Origin of the sequence: Streptomyces prunicolor, assembly GCF_045162825.1 — a bacterium.
GTDB lineage: Bacteria > Actinomycetota > Actinomycetes > Streptomycetales > Streptomycetaceae > Streptomyces > Streptomyces prunicolor.
Map to the genome: position 1 here is coordinate 1721279 of NZ_CP108676.1, position 25507 is coordinate 1746785.

Annotated in this window: 27 protein-coding genes; 15 read left to right on the plus strand and 12 right to left on the minus strand. The window is 71.0% G+C overall.

The features are described from left to right. Nucleotides 1–112 precede the first annotated feature (112 nt). Complete coding sequence (locus OG588_RS07675; protein WP_019059407.1) at nt 113–589, plus strand: Rieske (2Fe-2S) protein; 477 nt, start codon at nt 113–115, stop codon at nt 587–589. A 3-nt stretch (nt 590–592) separates the two neighbouring features. On the opposite strand, the gene OG588_RS07680 is transcribed toward OG588_RS07675, so the two are convergent. Continuing rightward, nucleotides 593–1234, minus strand: a complete 642-nt coding sequence (locus OG588_RS07680) for a cysteine hydrolase (RefSeq protein ID WP_405946638.1) — start codon at nt 1232–1234, stop codon at nt 593–595. Between the two features lie 151 nt (nt 1235–1385). Between OG588_RS07680 and OG588_RS07685 the strand changes: the two genes are divergently transcribed. Continuing rightward, on the plus strand, nt 1386–1853 hold the full coding sequence (locus OG588_RS07685; protein WP_026150808.1) for a pyridoxamine 5'-phosphate oxidase family protein: 468 nt from the start codon (nt 1386–1388) through the stop codon (nt 1851–1853). 23 nt (nt 1854–1876) lie between these two features. On the opposite strand, the gene OG588_RS07690 is transcribed toward OG588_RS07685, so the two are convergent. After that, entirely contained in the window at nt 1877–2779 is a 903-nt protein-coding gene (locus tag OG588_RS07690) for a LysR family transcriptional regulator (protein ID WP_405946639.1), read from the minus strand. Between the two features lie 74 nt (nt 2780–2853). On the opposite strand from OG588_RS07690, the gene OG588_RS07695 reads away from it, so the two are divergent. After that, nucleotides 2854–3804: a DMT family transporter gene (locus OG588_RS07695; RefSeq protein WP_405946640.1), complete on the plus strand. Its 951-nt coding sequence runs from the start codon at nt 2854–2856 to the stop codon at nt 3802–3804. Nucleotides 3805–3843: 39 nt separating this feature from the next. Here the strand turns inward: OG588_RS07695 and OG588_RS07700 are convergent, their stop codons facing one another. Continuing rightward, the gene (locus tag OG588_RS07700) at nt 3844–5175 is read right to left on the minus strand and encodes an aminotransferase class I/II-fold pyridoxal phosphate-dependent enzyme (RefSeq protein ID WP_405946641.1); all 1332 of its coding nucleotides are present in this window, start codon (nt 5173–5175) and stop codon (nt 3844–3846) included. A 94-nt stretch (nt 5176–5269) separates the two neighbouring features. Between OG588_RS07700 and OG588_RS07705 the strand changes: the two genes are divergently transcribed. Together OG588_RS07705 and OG588_RS07710 are read left to right on the plus strand one after the other, a co-directional pair. Further along, nucleotides 5270–5956 (plus strand): pyridoxamine 5'-phosphate oxidase family protein, encoded by a 687-nt coding sequence (locus tag OG588_RS07705; protein WP_405946642.1) that lies wholly within the window; start codon nt 5270–5272, stop codon nt 5954–5956. After that, nucleotides 5956–6591: an FMN-binding negative transcriptional regulator gene (locus tag OG588_RS07710; RefSeq protein WP_405946643.1), complete on the plus strand. Its 636-nt coding sequence runs from the start codon at nt 5956–5958 to the stop codon at nt 6589–6591. Before OG588_RS07705 ends, OG588_RS07710 begins: the two co-directional genes overlap by 1 nt. A gap of 39 nt (nt 6592–6630) precedes the next feature. Here the strand turns inward: OG588_RS07710 and OG588_RS07715 are convergent, their stop codons facing one another. Beyond that, nucleotides 6631–7578: a DMT family transporter gene (locus tag OG588_RS07715; protein WP_405946644.1), complete on the minus strand. Its 948-nt coding sequence runs from the start codon at nt 7576–7578 to the stop codon at nt 6631–6633. Nucleotides 7579–7865: 287 nt separating this feature from the next. On the opposite strand from OG588_RS07715, the gene OG588_RS07720 reads away from it, so the two are divergent. Together OG588_RS07720 and OG588_RS07725 are read left to right on the plus strand one after the other, a co-directional pair. Continuing rightward, the gene (locus OG588_RS07720) at nt 7866–8342 is read left to right on the plus strand and encodes a carboxymuconolactone decarboxylase family protein (protein ID WP_405946645.1); all 477 of its coding nucleotides are present in this window, start codon (nt 7866–7868) and stop codon (nt 8340–8342) included. A 35-nt stretch (nt 8343–8377) separates the two neighbouring features. Beyond that, on the plus strand, nt 8378–9301 hold the full coding sequence (locus OG588_RS07725) for an RNA polymerase sigma-70 factor (protein ID WP_405946646.1): 924 nt from the start codon (nt 8378–8380) through the stop codon (nt 9299–9301). A 445-nt stretch (nt 9302–9746) separates the two neighbouring features. Here the strand turns inward: OG588_RS07725 and OG588_RS07730 are convergent, their stop codons facing one another. Both OG588_RS07730 and OG588_RS07735 read right to left on the minus strand, forming a co-directional pair. After that, the gene (locus tag OG588_RS07730; protein ID WP_405946647.1) at nt 9747–10757 is read right to left on the minus strand and encodes an EamA family transporter; all 1011 of its coding nucleotides are present in this window, start codon (nt 10755–10757) and stop codon (nt 9747–9749) included. Nucleotides 10758–10818: 61 nt separating this feature from the next. Continuing rightward, on the minus strand, nt 10819–11370 hold the full coding sequence (locus tag OG588_RS07735) for a Clp protease N-terminal domain-containing protein (protein ID WP_405946648.1): 552 nt from the start codon (nt 11368–11370) through the stop codon (nt 10819–10821). A gap of 219 nt (nt 11371–11589) precedes the next feature. Here OG588_RS07735 and OG588_RS07740 point away from each other — a divergent pair, with 219 nt between their 5' ends. Beyond that, nucleotides 11590–11757: a hypothetical protein gene (locus OG588_RS07740; RefSeq protein WP_106971117.1), complete on the plus strand. Its 168-nt coding sequence runs from the start codon at nt 11590–11592 to the stop codon at nt 11755–11757. Between the two features lie 131 nt (nt 11758–11888). Beyond that, nucleotides 11889–12317: an SRPBCC family protein gene (locus OG588_RS07745; protein WP_393045521.1), complete on the plus strand. Its 429-nt coding sequence runs from the start codon at nt 11889–11891 to the stop codon at nt 12315–12317. Nucleotides 12318–12425: 108 nt separating this feature from the next. Here OG588_RS07745 and OG588_RS07750 read toward each other — a convergent pair whose 3' ends face one another. The 3 genes from OG588_RS07750 to OG588_RS07760 form a co-directional block, all read right to left on the minus strand. Beyond that, entirely contained in the window at nt 12426–13073 is a 648-nt protein-coding gene (locus OG588_RS07750; RefSeq protein WP_405946649.1) for a PadR family transcriptional regulator, read from the minus strand. Nucleotides 13074–13199: 126 nt separating this feature from the next. Next, nucleotides 13200–14228: an alcohol dehydrogenase catalytic domain-containing protein gene (locus OG588_RS07755; RefSeq protein WP_405946650.1), complete on the minus strand. Its 1029-nt coding sequence runs from the start codon at nt 14226–14228 to the stop codon at nt 13200–13202. A 45-nt stretch (nt 14229–14273) separates the two neighbouring features. Continuing rightward, nucleotides 14274–15251 carry an aldo/keto reductase gene (locus OG588_RS07760; RefSeq protein ID WP_405946651.1) on the minus strand — a complete coding sequence of 326 codons (978 nt, stop codon included), beginning with the start codon at nt 15249–15251 and terminating at the stop codon, nt 14274–14276. A gap of 217 nt (nt 15252–15468) precedes the next feature. On the opposite strand from OG588_RS07760, the gene OG588_RS07765 reads away from it, so the two are divergent. From OG588_RS07765 to OG588_RS07775, 3 genes are all read left to right on the plus strand, one after another. After that, nucleotides 15469–16350 (plus strand): helix-turn-helix transcriptional regulator, encoded by an 882-nt coding sequence (locus OG588_RS07765; RefSeq protein WP_405946652.1) that lies wholly within the window; start codon nt 15469–15471, stop codon nt 16348–16350. A 37-nt stretch (nt 16351–16387) separates the two neighbouring features. Then, nucleotides 16388–17053: a class I SAM-dependent methyltransferase gene (locus OG588_RS07770; protein WP_405946653.1), complete on the plus strand. Its 666-nt coding sequence runs from the start codon at nt 16388–16390 to the stop codon at nt 17051–17053. Between the two features lie 71 nt (nt 17054–17124). Further along, nucleotides 17125–17934 carry a PhzF family phenazine biosynthesis protein gene (locus OG588_RS07775; RefSeq protein ID WP_405946654.1) on the plus strand — a complete coding sequence of 270 codons (810 nt, stop codon included), beginning with the start codon at nt 17125–17127 and terminating at the stop codon, nt 17932–17934. Nucleotides 17935–17962: 28 nt separating this feature from the next. Here the strand turns inward: OG588_RS07775 and OG588_RS07780 are convergent, their stop codons facing one another. Continuing rightward, entirely contained in the window at nt 17963–18763 is an 801-nt protein-coding gene (locus OG588_RS07780) for a CPBP family intramembrane glutamic endopeptidase (RefSeq protein ID WP_019059387.1), read from the minus strand. Between the two features lie 186 nt (nt 18764–18949). On the opposite strand from OG588_RS07780, the gene OG588_RS07785 reads away from it, so the two are divergent. Further along, a complete protein-coding gene (locus OG588_RS07785) occupies nt 18950–20737 on the plus strand; it encodes a substrate-binding and VWA domain-containing protein (RefSeq protein ID WP_405946655.1) in 1788 nt (595 codons plus the stop codon). Between the two features lie 63 nt (nt 20738–20800). Here OG588_RS07785 and OG588_RS07790 read toward each other — a convergent pair whose 3' ends face one another. Further along, nucleotides 20801–22318 carry a glutamate-cysteine ligase family protein gene (locus OG588_RS07790; RefSeq protein ID WP_405946656.1) on the minus strand — a complete coding sequence of 506 codons (1518 nt, stop codon included), beginning with the start codon at nt 22316–22318 and terminating at the stop codon, nt 20801–20803. A gap of 542 nt (nt 22319–22860) precedes the next feature. On the opposite strand from OG588_RS07790, the gene OG588_RS07795 reads away from it, so the two are divergent. After that, nucleotides 22861–23445, plus strand: a complete 585-nt coding sequence (locus OG588_RS07795) for a hypothetical protein (RefSeq protein WP_405946657.1) — start codon at nt 22861–22863, stop codon at nt 23443–23445. Nucleotides 23446–23728: 283 nt separating this feature from the next. After that, nucleotides 23729–23920, plus strand: a complete 192-nt coding sequence (locus OG588_RS07800; RefSeq protein ID WP_033283380.1) for a DUF5999 family protein — start codon at nt 23729–23731, stop codon at nt 23918–23920. Between the two features lie 92 nt (nt 23921–24012). On the opposite strand, the gene OG588_RS07805 is transcribed toward OG588_RS07800, so the two are convergent. Beyond that, nucleotides 24013–25464 carry a glycoside hydrolase family 43 protein gene (locus tag OG588_RS07805; protein WP_405946658.1) on the minus strand — a complete coding sequence of 484 codons (1452 nt, stop codon included), beginning with the start codon at nt 25462–25464 and terminating at the stop codon, nt 24013–24015. Nucleotides 25465–25507: the final 43 nt, after the last annotated feature.

Genomic DNA, 25507 nt, shown 5'->3' on the forward strand with positions numbered 1-25507 from the left:
CGTCTTCCTGATCTCGATAAGGCCAAGCTCTCGACACCGTCTGAACGACGGTCACCCGCACCTCGTACCCCTTTGCACACCCACGAATGCTTCCCATGGAAGGAACGTCAGCATGACCAGCGAATCGTTCGAACCCGTTACGGCGCCGTCCCGTCGCACCGCGTTGGCGGCGGTCGGCGCGGCGGGACTCGCCGTCGCGCTGACCGCGTGCTCGTCCAGCGACGACTCGTCGTCGGACTCCTCGGACACGTCCAGCTCCAGCAGCACGTCCGGCTCGACCACTGCCCAGGGCGACGCGGGCGGCACCGAACTGGCGAAAACCACCGACATCCCCGAGGGCGGCGGCAAGATCTTCGCCAGCCAGGGCGTGGTGGTCACCCAGCCGACGGCGGGCACGTACAAGGCGTTCTCGTCGAAGTGCACCCACCAGGGCTGTGCGGTGAGCAGCATCAGCAACGGCGTCATCGTCTGTCCGTGCCACAAGAGCGAGTTCTCCGTCACGGACGGCAGCGTGAAGAAGGGTCCCGCGACCACGGCGCTGCCCGCCGAGCAGATCACCGTGTCCGGGGACTCCATCACGCTGGCGTGACGATCACCCTCGGCGCGGTCGTTTGAGACAGCCCAGCACCTCGTCCGTGGTCGCGACCGTAGCGACCAATGCGAGGGTGTTGCGGATCATCGCGGGGGTGTAGTCAGCGGGCACCCCCGCGATGGCGTCCCTGGGGACGACGACGGTGTAGCCGCGGTTGACGGCGTCGAACACCGCGTTGGGTATGGCCACGTTGGCCGAGACGCCGGTGACGATCAGCGTGCGGCAGCCCAAGTTGCGTAACAGCGCGTCGACTTCGGTGCCCTGGATCGGCGACAGACCGTGCAGCCGTCGTACGACGAAGTCCTCGTCGGCGACCTCGATCGGGGGTGCCACGCGTACCGCCGTGGTGCCCGACAGCTGTTGCACGGGGAGGCGTTCGGCGGCGCGGAACAGCCGGGCGTTGCGGTTCGCGCCCCGGCCGTCGGGCCGGCGCTCGGCGACGGCATGGATCACCTGCACCCCGCCCTCGTGCGCGGCGGCGACCAGGCGGGCCACGTTGGCGAGCGCGCCAGACTGGCGTGCGGCGAGGGCGAGTTCGGGCAGTGCGCTGTCCGGGCCGACCACCCCCTGTTGACATTCGACGGTCAGCAGCGCAGTGCTCACCGTGTCGAGGATCTCACTGAGTTGTGCGTGCGACGGCATGGCTCTCCCTTGTCGTCGACGGCCGGGGCGGGCGACAGTAACGAGCATCGCGTGCGGAGGGAAGACGGCCGACGCTTCTCCGGCCCCGCTTCTGACGCAGCGTCAGAAGCGGCTGCCCGCCGCTCGCCCAGCCGTAGCCGAAGGGGATCGCATGACCGCCACTCAGCGTCGAGGCCGGAAGATCATGATGACACCCGAGGAACTGGACGAGTTCCTCGCCACCGAGCGCACCTGCCGCGTCGCGACCGCCTCCGCGGACGGGGCCCCGCACGTCAGCCCGCTCTGGTTCGTCTGGGACGGCACCTCGCTCTGGCTGTACTCGATCACGCGCAGCAAACGCTGGGCGGACCTGCGCCGCGACCCGCGCGTCGCGGTGGTGATCGACGGCGGGCACGCCTACGACGAGTTGCGGGGCGTCGAGCTGTCCGGGACCGTCGAGTTCGTCGGCGAGGCCCCGCGCACGGGCGAGCCGCATCCCGAACTAGTCGCCGTGGAGAAGCTGTTCGCGCAGAAGAACTTCGGCCTGGACGCGATGCCGTACGACGGCCGGCACGCGTGGATACGGCTGACGCCGGACACGCTGGCCTCCTGGGACTTCCGCAAGTTGGCGGCGCTGTAGGCGAGTTGCTCCCGGGCGGGCGCTCAGCCGACGGTCTCGGCCGCCGCCCGCAGCGCCTCGACCGCCGCGCGGATGGACGGGCGGCGGTCGGCGTCGGCACGCCAGACGACATAGACATGGCGGCGCACCCGCTGCTTCAGGGGGACGGTGACGACTCCGGCGGGCATCGGGTTGCGGCCCAGCAGGGGGACGACGCACACGCCCAACCCGGCGGCGACCAGGCCCAGTTGGGTGTGTGTCTCGGCGGCGCGGTGACCGATGATCGGTTCGATGCCGCGGGAGCGCAGGGTGAACATCAGCCACTCGTGGCAGAACTCGCCCTCGGCCCAGGTGATCCACTCGTCCTCGGCGAACTCGCCGAGGTCCACCTCGGCGCGCCCGGCCAGCGGATGGCCGGCCGGCAGCGCCACGTCGGCCGGGTCGTCCAGGATCGGCGCCTTCACCAGGCCGTCCGGCAGCGGCATCGGCTTGTTGTACCAGTCGAGGACGACCGCGAGATCGAGAAAGCCGCGCACGACGCCCGCGATGCCGCGCTCCGGCTCCTGTTCCGTGGAGCGGACGCGCAGCGCGGGATGCTGGGCGCGCAGGGCGGCGAGCGCGGTGGGGAACAGGCCGCGGGCGGCGGTCGGGAACGCGGAGATCCTCAACTCGCCGACCACCTGCCCGCGTTGGGCCTCCAGGTCGGCCTGGGCCAGCTCCACCTGGGACAGGATGCGCCCCGCGTGCTCCGCGAGCAGCCGGCCGGCGTCGGTGAGCCGTACCCCCCGCCCGTTCTTCGCGAGGAGCTGCTGCCCGACCTCCCGCTCCAGCTTGGCCATCTGCTGCGACACGGCCGAGGTCGTCACATGCAGCCCCTCGGCGGCACCGCTGACCGAGCCGTGCCGGGCGAGGGCGTCCAGGGTGCGCAGGCGCTCCAGGTTCAACATGTAAGCGATACTACGAGATAGCTGGCGCGGAATCTCGCTTGTGCTACGAGGTAAGGGCCAGGATCTTGGTACCCATGACCAGCGCCGCGACCACCGCCGCCGCCCGGAAGCAGGCCCGGGACACCACCACGCCCCTCCCCCGCCGCACCCTCGACTGGCGGCTGCGGTTCGGGGCGCTCTCCCTCGTCTGGGGCTTCAGCTTCCTGCTCATCAAGGTGGGCACCCATGGCTACGCACCCTTCCAAGTCACCTTCGGGCGGCTGCTGTTCGGGACGGTGGTGCTAGCGGCGGCGATGGCGGTGAAGCGGGAGCGGCTGCCGCGCGGCGCGCGCGTCTGGGCCCACCTCACGGTCGGCGCGTTCTTGCTCAATGCCCTGCCGTTCTCCCTCTTCGCCTATTCCGAGCTGACGATCCCGTCCACGCTCGCGGGCATCTGCAACGCGACCTCGCCGCTGTGGGGCATGGCGCTGTCCCTGGTCGCCCTCTCCGAGGACCGCCCGACCCGCGTCCGCGTGGCCGGTCTGGGCCTCGGCTTCCTGGGCGTCCTCACCGTCCTGGGCGCCTGGCAGGGCTTCAGCGGCCTGGACGCCAGAGGCACGGCGATGGCCCTGCTGGCCTCGCTCAGCTATCCGATCGGCTGGATCTACGTCCGCCGCACACTGGCGGGCACCGGCGCGTCGCATCTCTCGCTGACGGGCGCCCAGTTACTCCTGGCCACCCTCCAACTGGCCGCGATTACCTCGCTGTTCACGTCCGTGCCGACCCACTTCCCGCTCCTCCCCCTGCTGGCGATCGCCGCACTGGGCACCCTGGGCACGGGCCTCGCCTTCCTCGTCCAGTACGGCCTGGTCGCCGAAGTCGGCCCCACGACCGCCCAGATGGTCACGTACTTCATCCCGGTCATCGCCACGGCGGCGGGCGTCGCGATCCTGGGCGAGTCGCTGACCTGGTCGACTCCGGTCGGGGCGGTGATCGTGCTGGCGGGGGCGGGACTTACGCAGGTGCGGCCGAGAGAGAACCGTTAGCCGTCGGGCCGTAGGGCCGTAGGCGCCCGGGAACCGGTGTCATACGTAACCGCGAACCGGTGCCGGGCCGCTGGCCGATGCGATCGCCTCCGCCAGCGGTCCGACCTCGTCGGCGGTCAGCGTCGAGACGGTGACGCGGATGCCGGGCGGTGCGCTCAGGCGGAAGCGGGCGCCGGGGGCCACGGCCCAACCGGCGTGGAGGAGACGGGCGACCGCGCCGGTCTCCTCCGGTACCGGGATCCACACGTTCAGGCCACTGGTGCCGTGGGCCGCGACCCCGCGTTCGGCGAGCGCGGCGATCAGCGCGTCCCGGCGGGCGCCGTACGCGGCCGCCACCGCCGGTGCGTCGACTGCGCCGTCGGCCCACAGCCGGGCCACGGCCCGCTGGGTGATGCGGCTGACCCAGCCCGGACCCAGTCGTTGGCGGCCACGGACGCGGTCGAGGGTGACGGCGTCGCCGGTGAGCACGGCGAGCCGTAGATCGGGGCCGTAGGCCTTGGCGACCGAGCGGACGAAGGCCCAGGTGTGGGTGGTTCCGGCCAGGGGGTGCAGGGGCTGGTCGACGATGCCGTGGCCGTGGTCGTCCTCGATCAGCAGGGTCTCCGGGTGGCGGCGGAGCACGGAACGCAAGGCACGCGCGCGCGGGGCGCTCACCACGGCTCCGGTGGGGTTCTGCGCGCGGTCGGTGACGATCAACGCCCGCGCGCCGGACTCCAGTGCGGCGCGCACGTCGTCGGGGAGCGGCCCCTCATCGTCGACACCGACGGGGGTCACACGCAGCCCGAGCGCCGGTACGAGGTCGAGCAGGCTGCCCCACCCCGGGTCTTCCACGGCGACGGTGTCCCCCGGCTTCAGATGCGCGGCCAGGACCCGCTCGATGGCGTCCAGCGAGCCGGAGGTGACGGCCACCGGACCGGCGGGCACCCCGTCCGCGTCCAGTTCGGCCCGGGCGATGCGCGCCAGCTCCGGTTCGACCGGGGCGTCGCCGTACATGACCGGTTCGCGGTCGGACTGTTCGGCGGCGAAGGTGAACGCCCTTGCCAGGGAGGGCAGTTGTGCCGGATCCGGGTTGCCGTGGGAGACGTCGCGCACCCCCGCCGGCACGTCCACCCGGATGTGTTCACGCCCGGTCGTGGCCGGCTTGGGCCGCACCCGGCTGCCCCGGCGCCCGGCGGTCTCGATGACCCCGCGCTCCCGCAGCGTGCGGTACGCGGCAGCGACCGTGTTCGGGTTCACCCCCAGCTCGACCGCCAACTCCCGCATGGGCGGGAGCAGTTGACCAGGCTCCAGCTCCCCCGAACCCACCGCGCGCTCGACGTCCGCCGCAATGTCTGCTGCACGTCGCCCCTCGATCCGATATCCTCCTAGCACAAAGCACACTATGCACTAGTGCAATATGAATGACAACCCGGCACCACCACACTCCGGACCACCCCGGACCGCAAGCAGACCATGGGAGAGCACCATGCAGGGGACCACCGCGCAGCCGACGTCACCGCCCGCCGCCTACACGCCGACCGACCGGACCGTCCCCACCCGCTCCGCGGACCGGGCGTCGTACGACAAGGACCTCGTCCACGCGATACTCGACGCGGCCTACGTCTGCCACCTCGGCTTCGTGCGCGACGGCGCGCCGGTCGTGCTGCCGACGCTGTACGGGCGGGTCGGCGAGCGGCTGTACGTGCACGGTTCGACGGGTGCGCGCCCGCTGCGGATGACCGGGCAGGCCGACCCTGGGCTGCCGGTGTGCCTGACGGTCACGCACGTCGACGGCCTGGTGCTGGCCCGTTCCGCGTTCCACCACTCGATCAACTACCGCTCCGTGGTGGTGCACGGCATCGCCCACCAGGTGACGGACCCGGAGGAAAAGCGGACGGCGCTGGACGCACTGGTCGACCACGTCGTACCCGGCCGGTCGGCGGACTCGCGGCCCGCCAACAAGAAGGAACTCGCCGCCACCATGGTGATCCGCCTCGACCTCGACCAGGTCTCCGCCAAGCTCCGCACCGGCGGCGCGAACGACGACCCCGAGGACCTGGACCTACCGCACTGGGCCGGCGTGGTCCCCCTCCGGCCCGCCTACGGAGCCCCGCTCCCGAACGACGACCTGGCCCCAGGTACCGAACTCCCCTCCTACTTGGCCGCGTTGTAATGCTCATCCACCCTTGGGACGCACCCCAGGACGACACCGAGTGGCAACACTGGCTCACCGCCCACGACTTCGGCCAACTGGCGGTCAACGGCCCGTCCGGCGAACCCCCGTTCGTCCAGGCCCTCCACTTCGCCTACGACCCCGGGCGCGGCGAGGCGATCACCCATCTCGCCCGCCCCAACCCCCTGTTGCCCGCGTTGGAGGCGGCCCCGCAGGTGGTCCTGAGCGTCGTCGACGACTACGTCTACGTCCCCGGCCCCTGGCAGGCGGAACCGGACGGCCCGGCCGAGCACGGCGTACCGACCAGCTTCTACGCGGCGGTCCAACTCCGGTGCACCGCCCACCTGGTGGACGACCCCGCCGAGAAGGCGACCCTGCTCAACCGCCAGATCGGCCACTTCCAGCCCGAGGGCGGCTCCTCGACGGTCGCCGCGGGCGAGGCGCCGTACGGACGGCTGTTGTCCGGTATCCGGGTGGTACGGCTCGAAGTGACCGGCGTACGGGCGAAGTTCAAGTACGCGGGCAAGCGGTCGACCGAGATCCAGGACCGTATCGCGGAGCGGCTCGTGGAGCGGGGCGGTCCTCGGGACGGGGTGGCTCGGGAGCATCTGGTACGGCGGCGGCGCGAGGGATGAGGAGCGGAACTCCCTTTGCTCAAGGGCTTGTTCGTCGATTCACACAAGGGCTTGTTCGTCGGTCGCCGCCGTGCTCGCCTCCGTCACCGCGAGGCCCGCGACCGAGGCGAGCATCACCAGGGTGCCGGCCAGAGTGGTGAGGGTGAGCCGTTCGCCGAGCAGGGCGACGGCGAGGACGGCCGCGCTCACCGGTTCGAGGAGCATGATCACGGAGACGGTGGCGGACCGTACGACGGCCGCCGCCGCGAAGTAGAGCGCATAGGCGAGGGCTGTGGGGACCGTCGCGATGTACCCGAGGAGCCACAGGATCCGGCCCGGCTGGACGGTGTGCGGTACCAGCCCCTCGGCCAGGGCGAACGGCAGCAGACACAGGCTGGTGACCGCGAACGTCCCAACTGCCTTTGCGGACGCGTCGGTTGTGCCGTCGCGGCCCCAGCGTCGGGTCAACAGGGTCATGGCCGAGCCGCCCGCCGCCGACACGAGCGCGAGCAGGACGCCCGACGGACGTACGGTCGCGGCCGGGCCCAGGGACAGCACGGCGAGCGCGGTGAGCGCGCCGCCCACCGCGACCGCGCCGCCGGCGCCGAGCCGCTCGCCCAGGACCGGCCGGGCGCCGAGCGCGACGAGGACGGGTCCGGCACCGAGCGCGACGACCGTCGCCACGGCGAGTCCGGTGGCCGCCACGGCCGCGAAGTAGGCCGTCTGGAAGACGGCCAGTCCGACGCCGGTCGTCGCCGTCCGCAGCACCTTGCGGCGGAGGGGTTCGGATACGGCGGTGGAGCTGGCCCGCGACCGTCGAACGTGGTGGACGGCGAGCAGCACGACGAACCCGGCCGCGCAGCGCCAGAAGGACAGGGCGAGGGGGCCGAGGTCACTGGCCCGGTAGACGAGGGCGGCAGCCGCGCCCGCGGTGCCCCAGGCGACACCGGCGATGATCAGGTAGAGCAGGCCTCGCCCGACGGGCAGGCCGACAGCGGTGTTCGACACGAGTGGTCTCCGCAGAGGTGCAGAAGTGCGACGAGGAACCCCGGTCGGAGGGGTTCATGGACTTCGTCTGCGGGCAGCACCGTGCGGCCCGGCGGTGCCGGGCGTGGATTCCGGGGGCCCGCCTCAGGCGGCGGGCGGCGGAAGGACGAGCGCGTTCGCGTGCATGGCGGTCAATCTACGGGCCGGTGGGTGGGAGACGCAGGTCACTTTCGCCGATGTCACAGGGGGCCGGGCTGTCTCGTCTCGGGGGTGTAGCCACTGACGACCACAGCCCAGGAGGGCACATCATGGACGCACGACTGAACTACCTCTCCAGCCCGATCGCCGGCAAGGCCGCCAAGCAGTTCATGGCGGTGGGCAGGACGCTCAAGGGGTCGGCGTTGCCGGCCCTGACGCAGGAGCTGGTGGCGCTGCGCGTGAGCCAGATCAACGGCTGCGCCATCTGCATCGACATGCACACCAAGGAGGCCGGCGCGGCGGGCGAGACCTCGGTGCGGCTGAACCTGGTCGCGGCCTGGCGCGAAGCCACGGTCTTCACCGAGCCGGAGCGGGCCGCGCTGGAGCTGGCCGAGGAGGGGACCCGGGTCGCGGACGCGGCCGGCGGGGTGAGCGACGAGGTGTGGGCGCAGGCCGCCAAGCACTACGACGACGAGCAGCTCACCACGCTGGTCATCCTGGTCTCCTTCATGAACTCGGTGAACCGGCTGAACATCATCACGAGGCAGCCGTGCGCGGGCGACTATGAGCCCGGGATGTTCGGCTGAACGAAACAAATACCGGCGGGGGAAGGGGAATCGGCGTGAGCAAGGTCGAGGAGTTCGAGGAGCTGCGGCCACTGTTGTTCTCGATCGCCTATCGGATTCTGGGCAGTGTGGCCGAGGCCGAGGACGCGGTCCAGGAGACCTGGCTGCGGTTCGACGGCACGGCCACCCGGCCCACGTCGACGAAGGCCTTCCTGTCGGCCACGGTGACGCGGATCGCGATTGATGTGCTGCGTTCCGCTCGGGTACGGCGGGAGGAGTACGTCGGACCATGGTTCCCCGAGCCGCTGCTGAGCGACCCGTACCAGGATCCGGCGCGGTCCGTGGAGTTGGCCGACTCGGTGTCGATGGCGGCCCTTCTGCTGCTGGAGCAACTCAGCCCGCTGGAGCGGACGGTGTTCGTGCTGCGAGAGGTGTTCGCCTTCGGCTTCGAGGAGATTGCCACGACCGTGGGGCGTTCGGAGTCGGCGTGCCGGCAGTTGCTGGTACGGGCACGGCGGCACATGGCGGACGGGCGGCCCCGGTTCACCGCGGACCGGCGGGAACGGGAGGAGCTGGCGACGCGGTTCTTCGACGCGTTGAAGGACGGCGACGTGGGCGGACTGCGTGAACTCCTCGCCGCCGACGTGCAGTTCGTCGGTGACGGTGGCGGTAAGGCTCCGCAACTGGCCAAGGCCATCGCCGGGGCGGAGAACGTGGCCCGGGTGCTGGGCACGGTCTTCCCCTGGCTGATCCGCATCGACGTGTCCTGCGAACCGCACGAGGTCAACGGCCAGCCCGGCGCGCTCTTCCGGGACCGCGACGGGAAGGTGCTCCACGCTCTGGCCCTCGACGTGCTCGACGGTCGGATCCAGACCATCCGCGCGGTGATCAACCCCGACAAGCTCGGCCACCTCGGCCCGGTCGCCGACGCCTGGGCCGTAGATCGCGAACTGCGGCAGGCGCGTCGCGGGCCGAGCTGACGGAGGGGGACGGCGGGCCGGTGGCGGCGGGCCCGCGGGGCGATCGCGGCGGATGCGGGCCCTCGGGCGGTAAGCCGTGAGCCGCACGCCCATCGCGATGAGCGCCAGGACGGCGTGCGAGCGGCAGGCCGTGGGAGCCGGGACGGTTCGCGGCGGGCGGTAGGCGGCGGGCGCCGGAACGGCAGGCCGTGGGCAGTGGGCCCGCGAGCGGTCGTGGCGGACTGCGGGCCCGGTGGCCATAGGCGGTGAGTCGCGGGCCGATCGCAATGAGCGCCGGGACGGCGGGTGGGCGGCGGGCCGTCGGAGCCCGGACGGTAGGCGGCGGGCCCGCGGGCGGTGGGCCGGGGCGGTGGGCCGGGGCGGTAGGCAGCGGGCGCCGGGACGGCAGGTGGTGGCCGGCGGGATCACGGTCGGTGGGACGGTGGGACGACCCGTCGTGCGACGCTCAGGCGCTCGTCTCCCGGGCCGCCGGCTCGCGTTCCGGGCCGCCGGCGGCCACCGGTTCGCCGGAGCCCTTCGTGGGTGCGGAGGACTGGGCGATGAAGGCGCCGAGCAGGACCACCGCTCCCCCGGCGATCTGCGGTGCGGAAAGGTGTTCGCCGAGGAGGACCCAGGCCAGGACGGTCGCGATGACCGCTTCGAGGCAGGCCACGACGCCCGCGACCTGCGGGGAGAGGCGGCGGACGGAGACGACTCCGGTGACGTACGCCAGGACCGTGGCGATCAGGACGATCCAGGCGAGCAGGAGGGCGGCCGGGACCGGGGTGCCGTTCATGTGGGCGTCGCCCGCGAGGATCGACCAGTCCATGGTCCAGGGGCGGGCCACGGCGGTGAGGACGAGGGCGCCGACGAGCAGGCCGTACGCGATCACGCCGAGCGGGTCGGGGGACGCTTCGCCGGCGTCGCTGCCCTGGTCGGACAGGACGAAGTAGCCGACCTGGCAGCAGGCGGCGGCGAGCGCGAGCAGCAGTCCCACGGCGTCGAAGCTCAGGCCCGCCCACACCTCGACGACACAGGCGAGCCCGCCGGCCGCGAGGACCACACCGAGCGCGGCGGCCCGGGTGACCGGCCGCCGCTGCACGAACCGCACCCAGCCGAGCACGAGGGCGGGTGCGAGGTACTCCACGAGCAGGGCGACCCCGACGGGTATGCGGGAGATCGCGGCGAAGTAGCAGGCCTGGACACCGGCCACGGCGAGCAGCCCGAACCCGAGGAGCAGCGCGGGGCGACTGCGTACGAGCGCGCGGTGCCGTACGGCGAGGGGCAGCATCACGAGGGCCGCGCCGGCCACCCGCAGCCACACCACGTGCAGCGGGTCGAGCCCCGCCTCGATCAACGGCTTCGCCGCGACCCCGGATCCCCCGAAGGCCAACGCGGACCCGAGCGCCAGGCCCAGCCCGACACCCTTGCCACTGCCCCCTCCGGCCGCACTGCTCTCAGACGTATGCACGGGCACATGATGACAGGGGATGACAGGACCGTCACCCCTGTTGACACCTGTCTCAGAGCGTGGACCCTCAGCAGCCCGTCTCGGCACCCCTGACGTACTCCCCTGAGCGGCCCTCGATCCAGATCAGCACGTCGGGGAACTCGATGCCCGCGCGGTGGAGAACCTCGACCGCACGGGACTCGGGGTCCGCGACGATCGCGGCGAGAAGGTCGATGCCGCACGCCAGGCCGTCGCCGCGGAGTTCGGCGCGCTCGCAGGCGTACTCCAGGGCACCGGCGGCCAGGGGCGACCAGCCTTCCGTAGCCGGGATCACGGGGATCGCGCCGGAGTCCTCGACCGCGCCCTGCCAGCGGAGGCCGTAGCCGATGCTGCGCTGGACGAGGTAGCCGAGGAGTCGGGCGATCTGCGGGCCGTCGCCGAAGACGGCGCGCGCCTCGGGGTCCGACTCCAGGAGGCTGTGCAGCAGGTGGGCCGTGTCGATCTGGCGGTCCCCGTCCCGCAGGGCCCGGCGGCGCGCACCGGCGACCACCGCTGCCAGCTCTGCACTGAGCCTGGCATCGCTGTCCGCGCGGTGGATTCCCTGCTCGCGGGTCGACTGCCTGGGGATACGGGGTTGCACACTCTTACCCCATCAGTCCCCCGCATCGAGGGCATCCCCGGAGGGTTGCATTTCGGCGTCCCACACAGAGTGGACCCGGGCCGACGGAATCTCCTCCTTACGGATGAGATCACACCCCTTGACCTCGAGAGGCGCACACCTGCCCGCCGCGCGCCCCGTGCGCAACCGCGCTGCACCCGGCGTACGTCTTTTGCGAACGTGGAGAGCAGGTGCTGGCTGGTGGCTCTGCCGGCGGTCGACGGCAGGCAGTACGTGTACCGGGTGTACGCCCCGGAGGACGCACTGCTCGCCGACCTGTTCTGGGACGCGTGGCACTGCCACGACGAAAGCGCCCACCCGCGCGCGTGGGACCTGTTCGACGCGGCGGTGATACGAAGGGTGAGCTGAACCACGACGGGCGAGCCGAACCTGGCAAGTCAGCGCGGGCACACAATTTCTGACGGTTCATCAGTATTGAATGTTGCGCGCCCCGGGGCTACGTTCCGCGACACCGTAGCCCGATACGAAGAGGTGGTCGCATGGCCGAAATCAGCGCGGAGGCACGCATCGAGGCTCCGGCCGAGAAGGTGTGGGCACAACTCACGGACTGGTCCGCGTACGGCGAGTGGAACGCGACGCACACCAACTTCCCCAAGGGCGGTCCGGAGGTCCTCGCGGTGGGCGGGACCTTCCAGGAGAACATGAAGCTGATGGGCTTCCCGGCCGAAGTCGAGTGGACCATCGAGGAGTTGGAGCCGGCCCGCGTGCTGGCCATCCGCGGCAAGGGCCCGATGGCCGTGAACGTCGCCACCCGCTACACGCTCACGCCCGACGGCGACGCCACGACGGTCCGGATCGACGGCGAGTTCACGGGTGCGGCGGTGTCGTTGATGGCGGGCAAACTGAAGGACTCGGGTACGGCCGCCCTGAACGAGTCGCTGCGCAAACTGGCCGGGCTGGTGGCCTGAGGAAGGCGACGGGGCAGCGCAGGAACGGGAACGCGCACAGGGAAGGCGCCCCACGGAAGTCCCGTGGGGCGCCTTGGCCCGCTGTCTCTTCCGACCGCGCCGAGGACATCAGTCCTCGTCGGCCAGAATCAGGTACAGCTTCTTGCGGGCGTCGTTGATGACGGTCAGCGCCTTCTCGCGCTGCTCCTTGCTGCCGGTCTTCCAGACCTGGCCGAAGGCCTCCATCAGACCGAAGCCCGCCTGGCGGATCTCGGTGAGGGCCTCCCAGTCGACACCGCGGGAAGCCTCTTCCCAGGGTGCGTCCGGGCCCTCTTCGGCCGCGGTACGGCCGGCCTCGGTGAGCGCGAAGAGCTTCTTGCCGCCCTCCGACTCACTGACGATCAGGCCCTCGTCCTCCAGCAACTGCAGGGTGGGGTAGACCGAGCCGGGGCTCGGCTTCCACGCGCCGCCGCTGCGCTCGGCGATCTCCTGGATCATCTCGTAGCCGTGCATCGACCGGTCCTTGAGGAGGGCCAGGATCGACGCGCGTACGTCACCGCGCCGCGCCCTGCCGCCCCTCGGGCCGCCGCGCCCTCGTCCACCCCAGGGCCCGGGACCGAAGCCCGGTCCGAACCCGGGGCCGCCGGGCCCACCAGGGCCACCCGGCCCACCGGGACCGAAGGGCCCGAAAGCCCCACGCCGCCCCTCAGGGCCACCCCGGCCGCGCCGGAAGGGGCCTTCCTGTCCATGTCCACGCTCGAATCCGTGGGAACGCATCGCAATCACTCCATTCCATCGTTGATCTGTCGCGATGCGTCAACGATATATCGGGAGCGTTCGGATGGCAACCCCCTGTCGCCAGTGCCCTGCCGTACGCCGCGATGCCCCTGCGGGGACGCGAGGTCAGGGGGCGATGAGGGCCTTGAGGACCTGGCGGTCGGCCATGGCCCGGTACGCGTCCGGTGTCCGGTCCAGGGCGACGGTCCGGTCGAAGACGCGGCCGGGGGTGATCGTGCCGTCGAGGACCTCCGGCAGCAGTTGCTCGATATAGGCGCGTGCGGGGCTCGCGCCGCCGGTCAGAGTGATGTTGCGCATGAACTCGGCCCGGCCGAGCGGCCCCAGTTCGTACTGGGGGGCGCCCAGCCGGCTGATGGTGCCCCCGTCCAGGACCGCACCGAGGGCGGTGTCGAGTGCCTGGCGGGTACCGACGGCCTCGATGACCTTCTCCACGCCGCCGGTCAACTCGCGGATGTGGGCCAGGCCTTCTTCACCGCGCTCGGCGACCACGTCGGTGGCGCCGAAGTCGCGGCCCAGGTCCGTACGGGCTTCGTGGCGGCCGGCGAGCACGATCCGTTCGGCCCCGAGCCGCTTCGCGGCGATCACCGCGCACAGGCCGACCGCGCCGTCACCGACGACCAGCACCGTGTCGCCGCGGCCGACGCCCGCGGTGACGGCGCCATGGTGGCCGGTGGTCATCACGTCCGACAGCGACAGCAGCGAGGGCAGCAGCGCGGAGTCGGCGGCCACCGGCAGCTTCACCAGCGTGCCGTCCGCGTACGGGACGCGGACGGCCTCGCCCTGCCCGCCGTCCACGCCGTCGAATCCGTAGCGTCCGCCGTTGCGGCACGAGATGTGCAGGCCCTTGGCGCAGTAGTCGCAGGTGTTGTCGCTGTAGGTGAACGGTGCGAGGACGAGGTCGCCCGTCTTCAGCCCGGTCACTTCGGCGCCGGTCTCCTCCACGACGCCGAGGAACTCGTGTCCCATGGGGCGACCGGTGTCGGTGGCGGGCATCGCCTGGTAGGGCCACAGGTCGCTGCCGCACACGCAGGCGGCGACGACACGGACCACGGCGTCGGCGGGCTTCACGATCTTCGGGTCGGGCCGGTCCTCGACACGGACGTCTCCGGCTCCGTACATCACGGCTGCACGCATGAGAGGCACTGCTCCAAACGGGGGGATGCGGGGGGGTGCGGAAGGTCAGCGTTCGAGCAGGCGGGCCTGGGCCTCGGTGTGGGTGTCACCGGCGGCGGGCGGCAGGCTGCTGAGCCGGTCGAGCTGGTCGGCGGTCAGGGTGACGGCGTCGGCGGCGGTGTTCTCCTCGACCCGGGTGACGCGCTTGGTGCCGGGGATCGGGGCGATGTCGTCGCCCTGGGCGAGCAGCCAGGCCAGGGCGACCTGCGCGGGCGTGGCGCCGACCTCGTCGGCCAGGGCCTTGACCTCGTCGGCGAGCGCCAGGTTGCGCCGGAAGTTCTCGCCCGTGAAGCGCGGGTTGTCGCGCCGGAAGTCGTCCTTGTCGAGCTGGTCGAGGGAACGCACCGTGCCCGTGAGGAAGCCGCGGCCGAGCGGGGAGAACGGCACCAGGCCGATGTGCAGCTCCCGCAGCACGGGCAGGACGCGCTCCTCTAGGCCGCGGGTCCACAGGGAGTACTCGGACTGCACCGCGGTGACCGGCTGGACGGCGTGCGCACGCCGGATCGTGTCCGGGCCGGCCTCCGAGAGACCGAAGGCGCGCACCTTGCCCTCGGCGATCAGCTCGCCGACCGCTCCGGCGGTCTCCTCGATCGGCGTGTTCGGGTCGACCCGGTGCTGGTAGTACAGGTCGATGTGGTCGGTGCCCAGCCGCTTCAGGGAGCCTTCGACGGCGGTACGGATGTTCGCCGGGCTGGAGTCCACGTTCCAGGTGCCTGCTCCGCCGTGGGAGACCATGCCGAACTTGGTGGCCAGCACCACCTGGTCCCGGCGCCCCTTCAGCGCCCGACCGATCAACTCCTCGTTGGTGTACGGGCCGTAGATCTCGGCGGTGTCGATGAGCGTGACGCCCAGCTCCAGCGCGCGGTGCACGGTCCTGATCGACTCGGCGTCGTCGGTGCCGGAGCCGGAGTAGGCGTGGGACATTCCCATCGCGCCCAGGCCGATCCGGGAAACCTCCAGGTCACGCAGTTTGATGTAACGCATGTCGTCCTCTCCGCGTCGTGGCGCCGCCCGGTGCCTTCGCTCCCGCACTGCCCCGCAGGTCGTGCCTGCCGGGCCCCGGCGGGATCCGGGACGTCGGTGTCTTGCCCCTTCAGCTTCGCCCGGACGGGGCCCCCGTGGCAGGGCGGGATCTTCGGGGGTAATGACAGGACCCCCCTCCCACCTGCTCACCGGAGCGGGTGCGGGTGAGACTGGAGTCATGGCATCCGAGAGCGCGCACAGCGAGGGCGCCGAGCTGGGCCGCTATCTGCGCGCCCGCCGCACCCAGACCAGCCCCGCACACGTCGGCCTCACCGTCGGCGCCGGCATCCGCCGCACCCCCGGCCTGCGCCGCGAGGAGCTGGCCACCCTCTCCGGCATCAGCATCGACTACTACGTACGGCTCGAACGCGGCAAGGAGACCCGCCCCAGCCCCGCCGTCCTCGACGCGCTGGCCCGCGCCCTGCACATGGACGACCAGGAGCACCAGCACCTGCGCGAGCTCGCCGCCCGCGCCGCCCGCTACGCCCCCGAACCGCCACCCGCGCCCAGCCGCACCGTGCGCCCCCACCTCAAGCTGCTGCTCGCATCCCTGCGCCCGAACCCGGCGTTGGTCATCAGCCGCAGCATGGACGTGCTGGCCTGGAACCCCGGCGGTCTGGCCCTGTACGCGGGCCTGGCGGAATGGCCGGCCAAGCACCGCAACCTCGCCCGCTATCTCTTCCTGCACCCCGCGGCCCGTGACCTGTTCGCCGACAACTGGGACCGGCAGATCACCGGCTGCGTCGCCCGCCTGCGCGCCATCGCCGGCACCGCCCCGGACGCACCGGACCTCACCAACCTCGTCGGCGAACTGCTGCTGAAAAGCCCCGACTTCGCCGGGCTGTGGGAGCGCTACGAGGTGACCGGACGCAAGCCCGTGCAGAAGACGTTCCACCACCCCCAGGTCGGCACCCTCACCCTCACCTCGCAGTCCCTGCACATCGAAGGCACCCCCGGCCAGCGCATCGGCGTCTACACCGCGGAACCCGGCACCCCCGACCACGACGCCGTGCTCCTGCTCGACATGACCGCCGGCGTCCCGTCCCCCTCGACGCGGTGACCTGCGAGCGCGGACACCCTGCTCTAAAGTCGCCCGCGTGACCGAGCCCTCCTACCTCGCCGCGATCCGGAAGTCGTACGACACCGTCGCCGCCGACTACGCCCAACTCGTCAAGGACCCGGCGGAGTTGGACCCGCTTTCCCGCGCGATGCTGGCCGCGTTCGCCGAGACCGTGCGGGCGGCGGACCTCGGGCCGGTGGCGGACCTGGGGTGCGGGCCGGGCAAAGTCACCGCGTATCTCGCGGAGTTGGGGGTGCCCGTCTTCGGCGTCGACCTCTCCCCGAGGATGATCGAACTGGCCCGCCGCGCCCACCCGGACCTGACCTTCACCGTGGGCTCGATGACCGCACCGCCGATCGGGGACGAGGAACTCGGCGGCATCCTCGCCTACTACTCCACGCACCACACACCGCCCGACCAACTGCCCGTCGTCTTCGGGAAGTTCCACCGCACACTCGCCCCCGGCGGCCATCTGATGCTGGCCGGCCACGTCGGAGACGAGCAACTCCTGCGCCCGACACATGGGTACGGCGGCCACCTCGTCTCCTACGAGTCCCATCTGCTCCCGCCGGACCGGATCGCCGAGTTGCTCACCCGGGCCGGGCTCTCGCTCACCGCGCGCCTGGTGCTGGAGCCGGTCGAGGGTGCGAAGCGGACCCACGCCGTCTTCCTTGCCCGGAAACCGGAACGCCCCCGCCACTGAACCACCGAATCAGTCCACTGCCCCCGAATTGGCCTTGGTCTGCGGCTCCACTCAGCCCCTAGCGTCAAGGCATGCGGATTCGAATCGTCGACGCCTTCACCGACCGTCCCTTCGCCGGCAACCCGGCCGGCGTGCTGCTCCTCGACGCCTTCCCGGCCGACGACCGGCTTCAGCAGATCGCGATGGAGGTGAATCACGCCGAGACGGCGTTCGCGCAGCGGCTGCCCGAAGGCGGGGCCGCCGACTGGGCGTTGCGATGGTTCACGCCGACGACCGAGGTCGCGATGTGCGGGCACGCGACCCTCGCCACGGCCCATGTGCTGCACACCACCGGCGCCCACGAAGGGACCGTGCGGTTCGCAACGCGGAGTGGCGTGCTCGTCGCCACGCCGGGTGACGACGGGTCGATCACCCTGGACTTCCCGACCGCCCCGCTCACCGCCGTCGAGCTCCCCGACGGTGTCGCCGAGGCCCTGGGCGCCGAACCGCTGACCGCGTTCGACACCGGCCCGAACATCAACGACCTCGTCGTCGAACTCGCCGACGAGAAGACCGTCGTAGGACTCGCCCCGGACCTCAAGGCCCTCGCCGTCCGCTCCGAGCGCGGCATCATCGCCACCGCCCGGGCCGAAGACCCCACCCGGGGCTACGACTTCGTCTCCCGCTGCTTCTTCCCCAACGTCGGGATCGACGAGGACCCGGTCACCGGGAGCGCACACACGGCGCTGGCTCCCTACTGGTCCGGGCGTCTCGGGAGCACCGTCCTCACCGGGTTGCAGGCCTCCGCCCGCTCCGGTCTCGTCCGTACCGAACTCCGGGGCGACCGGACCCTGTTGACCGGTCACGCGGTCACGGTCATCGACGGCGAGCTACTCGCCTGAACCTCAAGACGCCTGCCCTGCCTGCGACTTACGCCGTCGGCAACCAGCCCACCTTCCCCGCCAGCAGCGCGTAGCCGACGAACGCCCCGATGTCGAGCAGGGAATGCGCCACCACCAGGGGACCTACGCGACCCCAACGCCGGTACAGGTACACGAACACCACGCCCATCACCATGTTGCCGACGAAGCCGCCGATGCCCTGGTAGAGGTGGTAGCTACCGCGCAGTACGGAACTGGCCACGAGCGCGGTGCCCGGCGTCCAGCCCAACTGGCCGAGCCTGCGCAGCAGATAGCCGACGACGATGACCTCTTCGAGGATCGCGTTCTGCATCGCGGAGAGGATCAGGACCGGGTACTTCCACCACACGTCGGGCAGCGCCTCCGGCACCACCGTGAGGTTGAAGCCGAGGCCGCGGGCGGACAGGTAGAAGGCGATGCCGGTGCTGCCGATGACCGCCGCGATCGCCGCCCCTCGGCCCAGGTCGGGCCAGGGCCGGGTGCGGTCGAAGCCGATCGTCCGCAGGCTCTCACCCTCCCTCAGGAGGAAGTGCGCGACGAGCGCGACGGGGACGAGCGCCGAGGCGATACCGAACAGCTGCCAGGCGAGATCCAGCCAGGGACGGCCCGGCGCGGCCGAGGCGTTGAGGGTGGCCGCCTGGTCCTTGAGACCCCCCGGTTTCGTGACCGATCCGACAAAACTGATCAGGGCTGACACACCACTCGCACCGAGCGAAAGCCCCAGAACGAGCAGCGCCTCGGACCGGAGAATCCGCCGCGTGGGCCGCTCCAGCGGAAAAGTTTCGGCCACCTGCCCTGCCTCCACCTGCACACCTGCCTTCAGTTCGGAAATCCCGCCTCATGCCCATCTTCGCCCCGCTAGGGTCTCGAAAGAACTTACGAAGATCGTGCGCGACAGGCCGTTGGGGGGACGGACGCGATTCGGGGTCGTACCTCCCCATGTCTGCCATACGGCCGCACACCGGCACGTGGTTCAACAGGGAGGGGCACCACCGTCATGGGACGTCACAGCTTGCCCGATCAGTACGGGGCGGGCGGCAGCGACCCCCGCCCTCGCGCGCGCCGCCGTACGGTGGCCATCGCCACGGTCCTCGTCCTGACCGTCGCGGGCGGTACCGCCGTGGCGGTGCAGAGCGGGTTGCTCTCCTTCGGTTCCTCCTGCAAGAAGGACGCGGTACGGCTGAAACTCGCCGCCTCCCCCGACATGGCTCCCGCCCTGCGCGCAGCCGCCGGACAGGCGCGCGACGAGGGCATCACGTCCGACGGGCAGTGTCTGAACATCTCGGTGACCGCCCAGGAGTCGTACAAGTTCGCGGACACCCTCAAGGCGGGCAAGCACCCGGACGTACAGGTGTGGGTGCCCGATTCGGAGCTGTGGGTGAACGAGGTCACGTCGGCCGCCGACGCCGACGCGACGGAGGTGACTCCCGCGGGCAACGTCGCCTCGACACCGGTCGGGGTGGCGATGGTCCCGGCCGCCGCGAAGTCGCTCGGGTGGCCGAAGAAGACGTACAGCTGGCTGGACCTGGCCGGTGCCACCCTCACGGACGACTCACTGCGGCTGGGCGCGGCGGACCCGGCGCGCAGCGCGACGGGGCTGCTGGCGCTCACGCAGTTGAGTACGGCCGCCGCGAAGGTCAAGGGCGGGGCGACGCAGGCCGCGGCGATGATGAAGACGTTGTCGCAGCGGACCTCGGACACCGACAGTCAGGTCCTGGACACCCTGCCGCGCAACTCGTCCGGCACCGAGCAGGGCAATCCGAAGCGCAACCAGGCGCTGGTCCTCAGCGAGCAGTCGGCGTTCGCGTACAACGCGTCGGCGGACAGCGACGGGAGCCTGGATCTCTTCTACCCGAAGGACGGCTCCCCTCGGCTCGACTACCCGTACAACCTGGTCGACCAGGAGCGGCTGACCACGGACCAGAGCCGGGCCGCGATCCGGTTCAATACGTATCTGAGCCGGCCCGCGCAACAGAAGCTCATGGAGAAGTACGGCTTCCGGACGGATGACGATGCCGCGCCGAAGGCCGTGGTCGCGAAGGCAGGTGGCGTCAGTCCGCAGCCGTACGCCGTGGCCGCGCCCGATCCCGCCTCCGACGCGGCGCTCCAAGAGGCCCTGGGTACTTGGACGATCACGGTGCAGAGCGCGCGGATCACCACGGTCGTGGACGCGTCCGCCTCGATGGCGGAGTCGGTGCCGGGGACCGGGCAGTCGCGCATGGACGTCACGAAGGCCTCGCTGCTCCAGGCGCTGGCCACGTTCACGCCCGAGGACGAGATCGGGCTGTGGGAGTTCTCGACGAAGCTCGACGGCGACAAGGACTACCGCGTCCTGGTGCCGACCGAGCGGCTCGGCGACCAGAAGGGCGACGGCACCCAACGGGACGCCCTGTCGGCGGCGTTCGGCTCGCTGAAGCCGGTGCCGAACGGCGCGACCGGGCTCTACGACACCACGCTCGCCGCGTACAAGGCGGCCACGTCGTCCTACGCGAAGGGGAAGTTCAACGCGCTGGTCATCCTGACCGACGGCGTCAACCAGGACCCGGGCAGCATCTCCCGCTCCACGCTCATCAAGCAGTTGCGGCAACTCGCCAGCCCTGAGCGGCCGGTGCCGCTCATCATGATCGGGGTGGGTCCGCAGGCCGACAAGGAGGAGGCCCGGCAGATCGCCGAGGCGACCGGCGGTTCGGGCCATGAGGTGACCAACCCGGCCCAGATCCAGTCGGTGATCCTCCAGGCCATCGTGGCGGCGGGCGCGTCGGGCGCATCGGCCAACGCGGGCTGAAACAGCCGCAGTTCAGCCGACTTGGTCAACGCGGGCTGAAACAGCGGCAGTTCACTCCCCACCTCACCCCAGCGGCACCGGCTCCGGCAGCCCCACCGGCCAGGTGTGGACCGGCTCCCCGAGGTGCATCAACTCGCTGTAGCGGCGGGTGGTCGCGGCCAGCGCGGCATCCCGCGCGAGGCCCTGCTCCAGGGCCCGGTGGAACGTGGCGGACTGCCAGGTCGCGCCGTTGGCCCGGCGCCGGCAGCGTTCGTCGATCACGCCCAAGTACAGGTCCCGGTCGGCCGGTTCGACCCCCCACGCGTCCAGCCCGGCCTCCGCGAGCGGCAGCAGTTCATCGCGTACGAGGGCCACCGCGTCGATCTCGGTGACGCCACCGAGGCGTCCGCGCCGGGGCCAGAGAAGCCGGGCGTCGATGCCGTGGCGGCACGCGGTGTCGAAGTTGGCGGCTGCCGCCTCGAAGGGCAACCGGGTCCACACCGGCCGCGACTCCTCGGCGAGGGCGCGGACGACGCCGTAGTAGAACGCGGTGTTGGCGATGACGTCGGTGACGGTGGGGCCGGCGGGCAGGACGCGGTTCTCGACGCGCAGGTGCGGGACGCCGTCGGCGATGCCGTAGACCGGGCGGTTCCAGCGGTACACCGTGCCGTTGTGCAGGACGAGTTCGGCGAGGGTGGGGATGCCGCCTGCGTCGAGGACTTCGAGGGGTTCCTCGTCGTCGTGGATCGGGAGCAGGGGCGGGAAGAAGCGCAGGTTCTCCTCGAAGAGGTCGTACGCCGACGTGACCCAGCGCTCGCCGAACCAGGTGCGGGGGCGGACGCCCTGCGCCTGGAGTTCGGGCGGGCGGGTGTCGGTGGCCTGCTGGAAGAGCGGAGGCCGGGACTCGTGCCACAGCTCGCGGCCGAACAGGAAGGGCGAGTTGGCGCCCACGGCGACCTGGACGGCGGCGACGGCCTGGGCCGCGTTCCACACGTCGGCGAAGCGGTCCGGGGTGACCTGGAGGTGCAACTGCACGGAGGTGCAGGCGGCTTCGGGCACGATGGAGCCCGAGGTGCAGGTGAGGTGCTCGACGCCGTCGATGTCGAGGAGGAAATCCTCGCCGCGGGCGGCCACGATCTGGTCGTTGAGCAGGGTGTACCGGTCGACCGCGGAGAGGTTCGAGGAGACCAGGTCGTCCCGGTCGAGCGTCGGCAGAATGCCGATCATCAGTATTCCGGCATCGACCTCGCCCGCTTTCCGATGGGCATATGCCAGTGACGTACGGATCTCCTCGGCGAGCCGGTCGAATACCCGGCCCTCCAATCGGTGTGGGGCAATGTTGACTTCCAGATTGAACATGGCGAGTTCTGTTTGGAAATCGCGGCTCGCGATACGTTCCAGAACCTCGCCATTCAGCATTCTCGGCATGCCGTCGGAGCCGACGAGGTTGAGTTCGATCTCCAGCCCCATGAGGTTCCTGGGGCGGTCGAACCGCTTCTCGGCCAGCAGCCGCTCCAGCACTGTCAGGCAGCGCCGCAGCTTGGCGCGGTAGCGCTGGCGGTCGGCGAGCTGGAACGGCCCCGCCACGATCTTCTCTCCCACGGTGCGTCACCTCCTCGTCCCACTCGTCCCCGGGTCAGGAAGGATGATGCCCAGACCTGGCGATCGATAACGTCCCCGCGGCGGCCCGGCGCCCGCTACTCTGGTCGAACGTGACCCGCGGCACATTCACGAGGCATGCGGCACATGCAGTTCCGCCCGCAGTTCCGCCCTCAATGAAGACCTCGTGAAAAACGCCGACGACAATTGGCCGACCGCATCGGTGCCATATCCACAGGTCATCGCCGTAGGGCCAGCTGCGAACCGGGATGATTCCCGCGAATCCCTGGCCGAATAGCCCCTTGTTGTTCATACAGGAAACGGTTAGACGAAACATCGTCTGAACACGTGTCGTATAAACTCCGCGAACAAGGCAGAAGGTTGGCGCCCCGGTCCTGGAACCTGCCGTCGAGGTGACGTGCGGCAGGCCGTACCCATGTCACAGAACCCGGCCCCGGCCTCCCTGACCCCGAGAGCTGACAGCGCCGTCCGCCCCCGCCCCGCCCTCGCGCCACCAGTGCCTGTCGAATGAGAGGCGACCCACCATGCCGCTGCATGTCCCCCCGGCTCCCGCGCCCGCCCTGCGCTCCGTTCTCACGGCACTCGGTTCCCCCACCGCAGTCCGCGAGGCCCGCACTCCGTCGCTGCGCGCGGCCCAGGGACCGGCAACACCCGAACTCCCGCTGCCCCTGCATGTGTTGGACCGAGTATCGGCAGACGGGACGGCCGTGACCCGGCTGGCCGGTTGGCGTTTCCTGATCCGCTGCGGGGACCGCGCGGTCGCCGCGGCCGAGACCATGCTGACCCCGGACGGCTGGGCGTTCTCGCACTTCTTCGAGGGCCCGTACATCGCTTCCACCGAGCGGGCGCTGCGCCAGGCCGAGAACATGAAGGACGCCCACCAGCCGCGTCTCCTGTCCGTGCCCGGCCTCTACATGCTCACGCTCTGGCTGCACGGCGACCTCACCGCGGACGGCGCCGGCGGCCACCCCGCCGCGTCCGATCTGCTGGTCCCGCTGGCCCCGGCGCCGCCCGGCATCGCGGCCCACCGTCCGCACCGGGTCGCCGAGTTGCTGCCGGTGCTCACCCATCGGGTGACTCCCGCGCCGCTGCTCGGTTCACCCGCCTGATTTCCCCCCGCCGTCACCCTCGTACCCCGTCATCGAATTCCCGGTGGCGGGGTACGATCGCGTTTCCGGCCCCCTTACGCTCGTAATGCTCGTACGAGCAGCAAAAAGCTCGTACGAGCCGGGAATTGGGATGAACCGTCCGCGCGGGTGAAGCGTCACTAACCTGTGAGAAGCGGTGCTGCTAAATCCCTGCGGATTGCCGTCCATGGGGCAACACTGGGTTCGGACCGACTCAACACCACGGGGGACGGACATGACCACAACAGAGCGAGAGATCCCACCAATGTGCAAGCACCAGCCACCGTGTCCCACGGCCGAATCCGCCGACCGGGAATCCGCCCGCCTCATGGCACACCACCCGGAACAGGGCTGGAGCCTGCTGTGCAACGGCGTTCTCCTGTTCGAGGACACCGGTGAGCTCCTGCCCGACGGGCAGATCATCGCGCCGCACCGCCAAGTGGTGACAGCCGCTTGAGCATTTCAGGGACATGAGGGGCCGGCCGCACACACGAGGTGCGCACCGGCCCCGACGCATTTCCGGGGTTGGTCACCCCGCGTAGTCGCCCGCTATCGGAGTGCCTCCTGGTAGTCGAACCAGTCGAAGGCCGCCTCCCCCTCGGCGACGTACATTCCGATCACCCGTCCGGTGAATCCCCCTGCCACTTGAGTGGACAGATAGCGTCCGTCCAACTCGGCCAGTTCTACGGCGCCTTCGGGACCCTCCACGGAGAACGTGAGGGTGTCGGGGCCGCGCGTGCCGACGTCGGCCGTGCTGATGTCGACGGCCAGGGTGAGCGGCCCCGGTTCCACCGCGCGCTCGGCGATCCGCTCCCGTACGGGACCGATCCGGACGACCACGCTCACCACTCCCCCGGCGACCTCGACGTCGTAGTGATGCGCCTCGTCCATGCGGACGGAGAGACCGGCGCGCCCCGAGCCGGGGTCGATCCGGACCGCCGCCCGGCAGTCGAGGTGCTGCTGTCGGCGTCCGAGGAACGCGGGGCCGGACCGCGCGTCCAGGGTCAGCCAGCCCGGACGGCGGGTCAGTGACCAGCTGTCGTCCGGTCTGCTGCGCGGCGAGACCCAGGAGAAGGCGAGGCTCGGGGCGTCGAAGTCGTCGCGCACCGGCGGGAGTTGGAAGGGGTGCCAGGTCGACGGGGCCTGGTGCTGTTCCTCGACCGGGCCCACCCTCGGCCAGCCGTCCACCCATTCCACCGGGGTCAGGAACGTCTCGCGGCCCAGCACGTGGAAGCCGGGGAACCAGCCCCGGGGCCGGGTGCCGAGCAGCACCATCCACCAGGTGCCGTCGGGGGCGGTGACCAGGTCGGCGTGACCGGTGCTCTGGATGGGGAGGTCGGTGCTGCGGTGGGAAAGGATCGGGTTGGCGGGGGCCGGTTCGTAGGGGCCGCGCGGGGAACGGGCGCGGGCGATCGAGACGCTGTGGCCGTGTGCGGTGCCGCCCTCGGCGATCATCAGGTACCACCAGTCGCCGACGCGGTAGAGATGCGGGGCCTCCGGGTGCTGGAGTCCGGTGCCGGACCAGATCGGGAGCGGGCCCTCCAGGACCTTGCCGGTCGCCGTATCGATGCGGGCCACTTTCACCCCGGCGACGGCACACCAGCAGTTGCCGTCCTCGTCCCAGGCCAGGTCGGGGTCGATGCCGGGTACGTCGACGAGGACCGGGTCCGACCAAGGGCCCTCGGGGCGGTCGGCGGTGACGAGGAAGGTGCCCTTGCCGCGCACGTCGGTGGTGATCAAGTAGAAGCGGCCGTCGTGGTGGCGGAGGGTCGGGGCGTAGATGCCGGCAGAGGCGGGGGTGTCGTCCGGGAGGTCCAACTGCCCTGGTCGGTCAAGGACGTTGCCGAGCTGGCGCCAGTGCACCAGGTCCCGGCTGTGGAAGAGCGGGACCCCGGGGAAGTACTCGAAGCTGGAGCACACGAGGTAGTAGTCCTCGCCGACCCGGCACACGCTGGGGTCGGGATGGAAACCGCCGATGACCGGGTTGTCGTACGTCCGCATCCGTCTCGGTCCCTCCGTCCGGCCCATTCTCGAAAGTTTCGGG